At 35.1% G+C, this 11,623-nt stretch carries 10 protein-coding genes and 1 pseudogene; 4 read left to right on the top strand and 7 right to left on the bottom strand.

Going from position 1 to position 11,623, the window contains the following annotated elements:
• The 3 genes and pseudogenes from AC2A1D_RS17745 to dnaK all read right to left on the bottom strand — a co-directional run.
• Positions 1-277: pseudogene (locus AC2A1D_RS17745) on the bottom strand (site-specific integrase); the annotation flags it as partial.
• Positions 278-281: 4 nt separating this feature from the next.
• Positions 282-881, bottom strand: a complete 600-nt coding sequence (locus AC2A1D_RS17740; RefSeq protein ID WP_228370502.1) for a helix-turn-helix domain-containing protein — start codon at positions 879-881, stop codon at positions 282-284.
• Between the two features lie 158 nt (positions 882-1,039).
• Positions 1,040-2,923, bottom strand: a complete 1,884-nt coding sequence (gene dnaK / locus AC2A1D_RS17735; protein ID WP_484044911.1) for a molecular chaperone DnaK — start codon at positions 2,921-2,923, stop codon at positions 1,040-1,042.
• A gap of 234 nt (positions 2,924-3,157) precedes the next feature.
• Between dnaK and ppk1 the strand changes: the two genes are divergently transcribed.
• Both ppk1 and AC2A1D_RS17725 read left to right on the top strand, forming a co-directional pair.
• Positions 3,158-5,230 (top strand): polyphosphate kinase 1, encoded by a 2,073-nt coding sequence (gene ppk1 / locus AC2A1D_RS17730; protein WP_484044910.1) that lies wholly within the window; start codon positions 3,158-3,160, stop codon positions 5,228-5,230.
• 237 nt (positions 5,231-5,467) lie between these two features.
• A complete protein-coding gene (locus AC2A1D_RS17725) occupies positions 5,468-6,352 on the top strand; it encodes a Ppx/GppA phosphatase family protein (protein ID WP_484044909.1) in 885 nt (294 codons plus the stop codon).
• A 13-nt stretch (positions 6,353-6,365) separates the two neighbouring features.
• Here AC2A1D_RS17725 and AC2A1D_RS17720 read toward each other — a convergent pair whose 3' ends face one another.
• On the bottom strand, positions 6,366-7,133 hold the full coding sequence (locus AC2A1D_RS17720) for a tyrosine-type recombinase/integrase (RefSeq protein ID WP_484044912.1): 768 nt from the start codon (positions 7,131-7,133) through the stop codon (positions 6,366-6,368).
• Between the two features lie 62 nt (positions 7,134-7,195).
• Positions 7,196-7,456, bottom strand: coding sequence for a hypothetical protein (locus AC2A1D_RS17715; RefSeq protein WP_484044908.1), 261 nt, complete (start codon positions 7,454-7,456; stop codon positions 7,196-7,198).
• 223 nt (positions 7,457-7,679) lie between these two features.
• On the opposite strand from AC2A1D_RS17715, the gene AC2A1D_RS17710 reads away from it, so the two are divergent.
• Positions 7,680-8,543 carry an aminoglycoside 6-adenylyltransferase AadS gene (locus AC2A1D_RS17710; protein WP_003013318.1) on the top strand — a complete coding sequence of 288 codons (864 nt, stop codon included), beginning with the start codon at positions 7,680-7,682 and terminating at the stop codon, positions 8,541-8,543.
• A gap of 226 nt (positions 8,544-8,769) precedes the next feature.
• Here AC2A1D_RS17710 and AC2A1D_RS17705 read toward each other — a convergent pair whose 3' ends face one another.
• Positions 8,770-9,981: an IS91 family transposase gene (locus AC2A1D_RS17705; RefSeq protein WP_484044907.1), complete on the bottom strand. Its 1,212-nt coding sequence runs from the start codon at positions 9,979-9,981 to the stop codon at positions 8,770-8,772.
• On the bottom strand, positions 9,978-10,838 hold the full coding sequence (locus tag AC2A1D_RS17700; RefSeq protein WP_484044906.1) for a tyrosine-type recombinase/integrase: 861 nt from the start codon (positions 10,836-10,838) through the stop codon (positions 9,978-9,980). Before AC2A1D_RS17700 ends, AC2A1D_RS17705 begins: the two co-directional genes overlap by 4 nt.
• A gap of 295 nt (positions 10,839-11,133) precedes the next feature.
• Between AC2A1D_RS17700 and AC2A1D_RS17695 the strand changes: the two genes are divergently transcribed.
• On the top strand, positions 11,134-11,610 hold the full coding sequence (locus AC2A1D_RS17695; RefSeq protein WP_484044905.1) for a DUF3997 domain-containing protein: 477 nt from the start codon (positions 11,134-11,136) through the stop codon (positions 11,608-11,610).
• Positions 11,611-11,623 lie beyond the last annotated feature (13 nt).

Here is an 11,623-nt window from a genome sequence, read left to right as displayed (position 1 = left end):
TTGTCTCCCTGTCACGCTCACTCTTACAAACTATAATTCCATTATCATCACGCTTTGGTTTAAAGGCTTTTGTCCCGTCCTTTAGGTTAGTTCTGCTTGTTCTTTTTTTATCCCATTCAACCGTATAAACAATTCTATTGAGATACTCCCTAGAACGTTGCGGTTTATTTTTTCCAGCAATAAATACAGGATAACTCTCCAAATAGACATACCATTCATTTCTATCCTCAGCTTTACGCAATCTAACTGTAACTTGAGTTTTTGAAAGTTGTTTCATAAGCTTAATCTATAGTACCATTATATAATTTGTCAATCTCGCTTTTTGGAGCATAAACATAATTACCAATTTGACGGGTGGGAATTGAGTACTTTCTGATATGCTTGTATACACTCGTATCGTGTAACTGAAATTTTTTGGAAATCTCACCAATAGTATAGCAATTCTCTTCAGAAAGATCATACAAGTTAGGATTAGAATTTTTCTTTTCAATCTTTTCTTTAGATGCCGGAGGAAACATTTCTTGCAAAACTTCACGATTTACTTTTATTAAACGAGTTCCTTCATTAATAGAAGGTATTACATTTTGTTTGATAAGTCTATAAAGTGTTCTTTTTGCAATGTCAAAGAGTAAAACAGCTTCAGGGACTGTCAAGAGAATTTTATCTAAAGGAATCTGATCAATCAGTTCTTGTCTTTTTAATTCTAATTTTTCTTGACGCTTTCTTTTCTGGTAAGCATTTTTTATACACTGCTCACGACAATAAAATGAAGTTACTGTCTTAGGTATAAATTCCTGCGAACAATGCAGACATTCTCTTTTAATCCTTTTAATCATACATATAGAAAAACTAAAGGTAAGAAAAAAAATCTTAAGTGCCACATCTTCTCTGCTTAAGTGCCGGTACAAATATGGTACAAATGTGTAATAAAAAACACTTAAAAAAGCACAAAATCAAAAATCTTTGAAAAAACAAAAATCCCCACAAACATACGCCTGTGGGGATTTTCTATATTTTGTTAATTAATATTAATCAATAACTACTTAACTTCTTCAAAATCAGCATCCTGAACATCATCACCTGCATTAGCGTGTTGTCCTTGAGCTTGAGCTTCTGCACCTTGTCCAGCTGCATAAAGTTCTTCTGAAGCTGCCATCCAAGCTGCATCTAAAGCTTCTGTTTTTGCTTTAATATCGTCAGAATTTTTAGCTTCGAAAGCTGTTTTCAATTCTGCGTGTGCAGATTCGATTGCTGCTTTTTTGTCTGCTGATAATTTTTCACCAAACTCTTTCAATTGCTTTTCAGTTTGGAAGATCAATCCGTCTGCTTTGTTGAAGATTTCAACTTCTTCTTTCTTCTTAGCATCCGCTGCAGAGTTTTCTTGAGCTTCTTTCTTCATTCTTTCGATTTCTTCGTCTGAAAGACCTGAAGAAGCCTGAATTTTAATAGTCTGCTCTTTACCTGTACCTTTATCTTTTGCTGAAACGCTTAGAATACCGTTTGCGTCGATATCGAAAGTTACTTCAATTTGAGGAACTCCTCTTGGCGCTGGTGGAATATCTGTAAGATCGAATCTACCGATTTCTTTATTATCGTTGAACATTGGTCTTTCTCCCTGTCCTACTCTAATGCTTACTGCAGGTTGGTTGTCAGAAGCTGTAGAGAAAACTTCAGATTTCTTAGTTGGGATTGTTGTGTTTGCATCAATTAATTTTGTGAAAACAGAACCCATCGTTTCGATACCTAAAGAAAGCGGAGTAACGTCTAATAAAAGAACGTCTTTTACATCACCTGTCAAAACTCCACCTTGGATTGCAGCACCAATTGCCACAACTTCGTCTGGATTTACTCCTTTTGAAGGTTTTTTACCAAAGAATTTTTCTACTTCTTCTTGGATAATTGGGATTCTTGTAGAACCTCCTACCAAGATTACTTCGTCGATATCTGAAGTTGATAAACCTGCGTCTTTCAATGCTTTTGCAACAGGCTCCATAGATCTTCTTACTAGATCTGCAGATAATTGCTCAAATTTAGCTTTAGTTAAAGTCTTCACTAAGTGTTTAGGACCTGTAGCTGTAGCAGTAATATAAGGAAGGTTAATTTCTGTTTGAGGAGAAGAAGACAACTCGATTTTTGCTTTTTCAGCAGCTTCTTTCAATCTTTGAAGAGCGATAGCGTCAGATTTCAAATCAACACCTTCTTCAGCTTTAAATTCGTCTGCCATCCAGTTGATGATTACATCATCAAAATCGTCACCTCCTAAGTGAGTATCTCCGTTTGTAGACAATACTTCGAATACACCATCACCTAAATCTAGGATAGAAATATCAAAAGTACCACCTCCTAAATCGTACACTGCAATTTTTTGATCTTTGTGAGACTTATCTAAACCATAAGCTAAAGCTGCAGCTGTAGGCTCGTTGATAATTCTTTCTACTTTAAGACCTGCAATTTCACCAGCCTCTTTCGTTGCTTGTCTTTGCGCATCGTTGAAGTATGCAGGAACAGTGATTACCGCTCTTGTTACCTCTTGCCCAAGATAATCTTCAGCAGTTTTCTTCATTTTCTGAAGCGTCATTGCAGAAATTTCTTGCGGCGTATATTCTCTATCGTCAATTTTTACTTTTACAGTATCGTTTGGACCAGAAACTACTTCATAAGGTACTCTAGAAATTTCTTTCGCATCTTCTTTGAAGTGAGTTCCGATAAATCTCTTGATTGAATAAACAGTTTTCTTTGGGTTTGTTACCGCCTGTCTTTTTGCAGGATCTCCCACTTTTCTTTCTCCATCTTCTGTAAATGCAACGATAGATGGCGTTGTTCTTTTACCTTCTGCGTTAGGAATTACAACAGGGTCTTTTCCCTCCATTACGGCAACACAAGAGTTGGTTGTTCCTAAGTCGATTCCGATTATTTTACTCATAATATTTATATTTTTTCTAATTTTTAAATTGTAATAACACTCTCACTTTCTCAATTTCTATACCACCATATTTTTTATGACAAATTGACAGATTACCGACAAAACTCTTCATCAACCCAGAAAAAACGTCCTGCCACAACTCATTTTACCTTTAAAAACTTAATTTAACTTTAACGTAAAACATAGTTGAGACTTTGTAAATATTCTTATTTTTGAGAAAATTAGTTTTTCTATATGTCTGTACATTTTAATCCGCGTGATATTACTTGGCTTGCTTTTAATGAAAGAGTTTTACAAGAAGCTATGGACGAAAACGTTCCGTTGCACCTTAGAATACGTTTTTTAGGAATTTTCTCTAATAATCTTGATGAATTTTTCCGAGTTCGAGTTGCAGGTTTGAAGCGTGCCATGGATTTTAAAGAAAAAGTAATCGCAGAATCTTTTTACCAAACTCCTTCTAAAATTTTACAGCGTATAAACGAAATTGTTATCAAGCAACAACAAAATTTCGACAAAACCTGGAAAAAAATTCAGGGAGAAATGGCAGAGCATAATGTTTCCATTAAAACCGCAAAAAACCTGAGTCCAAAACAGAAAGAGTTTGTAAGAAACTACTTTGATGAAGTGGTGGAATCTAACGTTATCCCTATTCTGCTTCACGAAAATACACCCATGCCTTACATGAGAGATAAAAGTCTTTATCTAGGTGTCGCGATGAGGAAAAAAGAGTGGCAATACGCAAGCAACTACGCTATTATAGAAATTCCGTCTAGGTTTGTGGGGCGTTTTGTTTTGCTACCAACCGACGATCCGCAGGAGAAAAACGTAATGCTTTTGGAAGACGTAATTACTTTTAACCTTCCCCATATTTTTTCGTATTTTGGATACGATGAGTTTGCAGCACACGCTTTTAAAGTGACAAAAGATGCCGAAATGGATCTCGACAACGACATTAAAACCAATTTTGCCGAAAAAATTGAGAAAGGTCTTAAAAACCGAAGAAAAGGAAAACCTACCCGTTTTGTTTTCGATAAAGATATGGACAAAGCTTTGTTGGAACTTTTAATTAGAAAACTCAATCTTACCAAGAAAGACAGCATAATTCCGGGTGGAAAAATCCACAACTTTAAACATTTTATGGATTTTCCGGATGTTTTTGAATATCATAAACCTATTGAGCGTACTTCTTTTACTCATCAAGCTTTTGAAAACGGCGAAAGAGTAACCGATGTAATCATGAAAAAAGATGTGCTTCTTACCTTTCCTTACCATAAATACAACCCTGTTATCGACCTTCTTCGTGAAGCAGCGATGGATCCGGATGTAAAATCTATCCAAATTACAGCCTATCGTTTAGCAAGCAGTTCAAAAATCATCAATGCACTTATTAACGCTAAAAGAAATGGTAAAGAAGTAACAGTAATGCTCGAACTTCAGGCAAGATTTGATGAAGAGTCTAATCTTGAATGGAAAGAAATGCTAGAACCAGAAGGAATTATCGTTTTGGTAGGAATTCCCGACAAAAAAGTACACGCCAAGCTTTGTATTATCAAAAAAAGAGTTCAAAACAAAACGCTTCAGTACGGATTTGTAAGCACAGGAAACTTTAACGAAAAAACAGCAAGAATCTATGGAGATCATCTCTTGATGACTTCAGACAGAGGAATTATGGCAGATATCAACAAAGTTTTCAATGTTCTTAAGAAACCTAAAGAAGATCCTGTTTTAACTTTAAAAACATGCAAAAAACTCTTGGTTTGCCCTCAGTTTATGAGAGAAAAAATCATGCATCACATCGATAAAGAAATTGAAGAAGCAAAAGCAGGAAGAAAAGCCGAAATGATTATTAAAGTAAACTCTTTAAGCGACAAACTTCTTATCGAAAAAATGTACGAAGCCGCAGAAGCCGGCGTGGTAACCAATATGATTGTAAGAGGTATTTATTGTGCAGTAAACCAGAAAGAATTTAAACAAAAAATACACGCCATAAGCATTGTAGACGAGTATCTGGAACATGCAAGAGTAATGTATTTTTATCATAAAGGAGACGAAGATATTTACATTTCTTCTGCCGATTGGATGAATAGAAATCTAGACTACAGAATTGAAGCTGCCGTTAAAATAACCGATAAAGATTTAAAAAAAGAAATTAAAGACATTCTCAACATTCAATTGAATGACAATGTAAAAGCACGTGTTCTGAATAAAAGATTAAGCAACGAATACTATCATTCTTCTACAAAAGAAGAGCACAGATCACAAATAGAAACATACAAATATTTAAAAGCAAAAACGACAAAAAAATAACTTTTAAATATTCAAACAAAATCATAAAACCCTTTACAACAGATACTTTTTGTTAATTCAAAAGTATCTGTTTCATTTGTAAGAAACTCGTTTTCAGATGACAATTACTTTCCTGCTCACAAATCCTTTCTTCCAGGGGTTTTCCCGAATACATTAGGCTATTATTTTAAAGTTTTTTTGTAAATTCAGCCTTTTAAAGCCAATAGTAAGTTTAAAAATCAAAAAACTTTGTAAATAATGATTATTGCAGCCATAGACATAGGAAGTAATGCCGCCAGACTTTTAATAAATGAAGTGAAAATAAGAAACAGAAAGCCTGAATTCATCAAGCTGAACCTTCTTAGAATCCCACTTCGTTTAGGGATGGATGTTTTTACTTTAGGAAAAATTGGCGAAGAGCGAGAAAAAATGGTTATCGACGCTATGAAAATCTTTAGCGATTTAATGAAGATTTACAAAGTAGAACATTACAGAGCTTGTGCAACCAGCGCCATGAGAGATGCCGAAAATGGGAAAGAAATTCGTGAAGAAGTAAAACGTATTTCCGGGATTGATATTGAAATTATTTCTGGAGATGAAGAAGCAACTCTTATCTACGAAAACCATGTTGCAGAAGGGCTAGACAAAGATTTCGCTTATCTTTATGTAGATGTTGGTGGTGGTTCTACCGAGCTTACATTCTACGAAAATGGTAAAATGGTTTACGAAAAATCATTCAATATCGGTACGATAAGATTGCTCAACAATCTGGTTACAGAAGACAACTGGAAAGAGATGAAAGAGGAAATTCGCAAAAACATCAACAGTAAAAAAACAATTGTTGCGATTGGCTCTGGTGGAAACATCAACAAAGTATTTTCGATGAGCAAAACCAAAGATGGCAAACCTATGGTTGCATCGTATCTAAAGAAAGTTTACAAAGAATTCAGCCAACTTTCGGTAGAAGAAATGATGACGCTGCATAATCTAAGACAAGACCGTGCAGATGTTTTGGTACACGCTTTAAGGATTTACAATAATGTGATGACTTGGTCTGAAATTAATCGAATTTTTGTACCGAAAATATCTGTTGCCGATGGTTTAATCCACAATATTTATAACTCTGTTGCGAAAAAATCTTAGCTTTATTTTTTTTTCAAATACGGTCTAAAGGAGATTTTACATTTTGCAAAGTTCTGTCTACAACCTGCGTGTACAGCAAGGTTGTTTTAATATCGTTATGGCCTAAAAGCTTCTGAATAAGTGATATATCTGTACCCGCCTCCAAAAGGTGCGTTGCATAACTGTGTCTAAGTGTGTGCACACCAACATTTTTGTATACTTTTGCCTTTCTCATAGCGGTTTTAAAAACATTTTGAACACTTCTAATGGAATATTGGCCACCAAACTGACCTTCAAACAAATACTCTTTAGGCTTAAAAATTTTATAATATGATCTTAAATCTGCTAAAACAGAGGTTGGAAGATTTACATATCGGTCTTTCTTTCCTTTAGATTGAGAAATTAGCACCCTCATATTTTGGCTATCAATATGCTCTACTTTAATGTTTGAAATTTCACTTACACGAAGCCCCATTCCGTAGCAAAATTTAATAATCAGTTTATGTTTAGGATTTTCTGTTACCTCTATAATACTAGAAATTTCTTTTGCATTTAAAGATTTTGGCAGAAGAAGTGGCTTTTTAGGTCGTGGAATATCAAAAAACATTTTTTCTCTTTTCAAAACTTTTTCAAAATAAAATTTAATCGCATTAATCTTGCTGTGAAGATGGTTTTCTGACACATGAAGCTCATTAATACAATATAAAATGTATGACTTCAGTTTTTCTGGGCTTAGATTCTGCACTGGAAAATCTTTAAGTAAAAACAACAAATGCGCAAATTCTGTACAGTAGGTTTTGATGGTATTTGGGCTGTAACCTTTTAATGTAAGACAATTAATAAGCTCGAAAATTGCAGGTCTGTTTACATCACAAGTTTTAAAAGAAAATCTTTACCTATAAATTTTTCTTCTAATCCAAAAAGTACCCTATTAGAATTGTGATCCGACAGATACCAACATTTCTGAGAACTACTCCACCTTGGTTTCGTAAATTTCTTCAGGTGAGCTATCAGTTCAAAATCTTTCGGAAACTTAACCCAAATAACAGCTTTATCTTTATGAACACCCAGCTCAGCACGAAACAATGCAGCGTTAAAAAAAACACCTAAAATTTTTGTTTCCATTTAAAAAAATTTAAAATTCAACCTTAAAAAAATCTTGCTTTTTCCTATTTCTTTATTGCGCTAAAAAAATATTTTAAGTTGCGTAAAAAAAAATATTTTAAACACAAAACAAATATAAACAACTCAACGACAACAATTTAAATAACCATAATAAATTTTGCACATTTGTGAGAATTGCGTATATTTGAGAGTTGTACGACATAGTAAAACCGAACCAAACAAAATGAAAGTCAGAGAAGAAAAGTTAAGAACAATTATAGAATGGTCGGAGAAAAACGAAGATGTAAGAGTTCTTCTTCTGACAAGTTCACTTGTAAATCCTTTAGCACTTGTTGACGAATTTAGTGATTTAGACATTGAATTTGTTTTTGAGGATAATACAAATTACATTTCAGACAAAAGCTGGACGCTTAAATTCGGAAATCCAATTGCTATGATTGAAGAAGACGAAAGTTGTTTTAACCATAAACACGCAATGAAAATGCTACTTTATGAAGACGGTGTGAAAGTAGATTTTAAACTTTACAGCAAATCAAAATTTATAAAGGAAACGCAAGAGAAAGAATTACCAGAAGATTGGGATATTGGTTATAAAATTTTAATTGATAAAGATGGTATTACAAAGCAAATGCTGAAACCAACTTATCAAATTTCCATTATCAAAAAACCGTCTGAAAAAGAGTTTCAAAATCTAATAAACGATTTTTGGTGGGACACAACTTACGTGGCAAAGTGTCTTGTGAGAGATGAAATATTCTATGCGAAATTTATGTCGGAAACCGTTATTCGCACAGAATATTTAATTCCTTTAATTGAATGGCACATTGCAAGTGAACACAATTGGAACATAACGACCAATAAATATGGACGGCTTTTCAAAAAGTATCTTAACCAGGAAATGTGGGCTAAAACAGAACAAACATTTTCAGGGAGCGATATAAAGGAAAATTGGACTGCTCTATTTTCAATGACTGATTTAGTTTCAGAAATAGGAACTGAATTGTCAAAAAAATTAGAGTACAAATACCCGGATAAATTAGAAAATGACATACGAAAATATTTAGCTGGACTAAAACCCAAAACATAACTACGTCGTACAATAGCTAGGTTTTCGTTGCGTGCGCAGCACGAACAATGAAAACCCTGTTGAACGGAAGCTTTGGTCGCTTTTTTAGGTATTATGGATTTATCGTAAAATTTTTAGAGAATATTTCAAGAGAACAGGTTGTTCTCTTTTTTTTAACGATTGTATTGTAATGGCTTTTAGTGTGTTATCCATCCCATTGGGGTATAGTTCCCCTTACCCAAATCCGTTAAAATGCAGATTTAGGCGTAGATAAATTTTGGCTCATCTCCAAAAACCATGTTGGCGGACCTCGAAGATCGAACGTTGCAATCGTCACAAGATTTCCAACTTTACAACACGTACATTTCGGCTGAAAAGCTTTTGCTGGAAGCTTTTCTTTAGGCTGGATGCCTAAATTTTGTTGCAGATTTTTAAGTTTGATACGCTTCCAAGTGCTGCTCAAAAAACCATAATGACGGATTTTTACAAATCTTTTCGGCAAAATATGCATCGCAAAACGGCGGATAAACTCTGCGTGGCTCAAAACCATCTGCTTTTTGATGCCTTTTTGGCGGTAATCTTTGTAAGAAAAAGTGACCGTTTCCGCATCAATTTTCCTGATTCTCTGGTTGCTGATGGCAATTTTATGCGTATATCTGCCCAAATATTCCACCACAGATTTTGGGCTTCCAAAAGGCTTTTTAGCGTAAACTACCCAAGTTTTTCCCCACAGATTTTGCCTTAATTTTTCGTAAATTCCGACTTCATTTTCATGGTTTTCAGACTGATTTTCATTTAATTTTAATGATAATTGATACTTCAGTTTCTCACAAAATTTAGCCCTGAAAACTTTGCTCAAAGCCTTTACTGGAAACAAAAATTTACCGTCATTTCTGATGTTTTTCCAAGCTCCGTTTTCATCCACTCCACCACCCGGAACAATGCAGTGCAAATGCGGATGAAGACTCACATTCTGCCCCCAAGTGTGCAAAACAGCAATCATTCCCGATTTTAAACCTCGGTTTTTGCCGAATGTTTGAAGCGTTTCCCAAGCCGATTCAAATAAAATATCATACAACATTTTGGGCTCGTGAAGCGCGGTTTTATTTAAAACTTCCGGAAGCGTAAAAACCACGTGAAAATAAGGCACAGGAAGCAGTTCGGTCTCCCGGTTTTCAATCCATTTTTCTCGGTTTTTTCCCTGACATTTTGGGCAATGACGGTTGCGGCACGAGTTGTAACTGATGCTTACATTTCCACATTCATCACAAGCATCGATATGTCCTCCCAAAGCCGAAGTTCTGCACATTTTTAAGGCTGAAAGTGTCCGTAATTGCCAGGAATTCAATCCTAAATTTTCCAGTTTTGAACCTAAAATATTCAGTACATCAGCAACTTCATTTTGAGGTTGAGATTCAGGCTGAGCTGACTGTTTTTTTGAGGTTTTTAAACCACTCATTTTTTCCCAAATTCTGAAAAAAGGGTATCGAGCGGTGAAAAGACTTTTTCTGTGGAAAGCTGGGCAATTTGAAGATAAATCAACGTCGTATCTATACTTTCGTGACCGAGAAGATTTTTGATGCTCAAAATATCCATCCCATCTTCCAGAAGATGCGTCGCAAAACTGTGCCGAAGCGTATGAACACTCACTTCTTTCAAGATTTTTGCCGCTCTTGATGCCTGTTTTACCGCCCACTGAACGCCTCGTTGTGAGTAGCGGGAATCGAATTCTCCGCCGGCACGGTTTCCACGAGGTTCTCCAAAGAGATAATCTTCCGGCTTTTCCGCTTCGATATACTTTTTGAGCCCCCGAATCAAATGCTCGGAAAGTGGCAAATAGCGGTCTTTTTTGCCTTTTCCCTGAACCACTTTCAACTGTTTTCTGTCAAAATCTAAGTCGCATAAACGCAGATTTCGTACTTCCATACAGCGCAATCCGCAGCCGTAAAGAATGCCGATCAAAATTTTATGTTTTAAAAGTTTACAACCCGAAAGCATTTGCCAAACCTCCTGTTTACTGAGAACTACAGGCAGTTTTTTTTCTCTTTTAATTTCCGGAAGACTCAAAAAATCATAGCTCAAACCTTCCGATTTTAAAAGAAATCGAAGTCCGTATACGGTATGTTTAAAATACGATTGCGACGGCGATTTTGATTTTTTCTGAAGGTAAAAAAGGTAATCATGAATTTGCTCAGAATCGAGCTCTGTAGGGATTTTCCCGAAATGTAGCGACACCGCAGCGACGTGTCTGGAGTAATTTTGAAACGTACTTTGGCTGCGTCCCAACACCGAAACCGTACGTTCAAACCTTTGCAAAAGCTCCGTAAATCCTGGAACTTCCCGCTTTGCCTGATTGATGATTTTGTTTTCTCTAAGCTCCTCTAAACTCTTTTTTTTGTTGCCATTCTATTGATTTTTAATTAGTTTTACAAAGTAATCAAAAATATGAACACGGGGCTACCGAAGGTTTAGTTCAACAGGCGTTTGGCAAGATTGCGAATTTTGTAGCATGTTCACGTTTACATTTCGCAAGAAATTTTATCTTTGATAGAAAATAATCGGTTCCGAAGTTCGCAACCTCGCCAAGCGCCGGAACGTTGTCTGTAACCTTATGAAAACAAAATTGCTAATAATTATTGTACTTTTATCTTTAATAGCTTTTGCTGTTTTTGGAATACTAAGTTCAAGGAATTTACCAAGAATTGCTTTGGGATACGGCCCAGGAATGCAAGATTTCAAAAAAAATGTCACGAACGGTTATGTTCTCTATCGCAATTCTGCGCACCAAATTTTTATAGCACCAAATGACGGATGGAATGATGAAATAGAAATAATTCCTTCAAAAGTTCTTAAATTAAATGAATACAAAGATTATATTGTAGCTGAAAGACAGGGATTAAAAAGACGTAATCCAAATGTCGAGCAAGATACATATGAAATTCCTGATGAAAATGTAATTGATTATTGGATATTAGACACTGAAAATAATATCGCTATAAAAAATCTAAGTAAGCTCGAGTTCAAAAAAAAATTAGAATCTCTAAAAATTCCAAAAAATATCGAATTAATTGATGTTTATGGATATTAAAAAGGCTACAGGC

Source organism: Chryseobacterium sp. HNCC26DJ239 (genome assembly GCF_057180445.1).
Note: the sequence above shows the minus strand (reverse complement) of the source record. Positions and strands in the feature narration are given on the sequence as shown.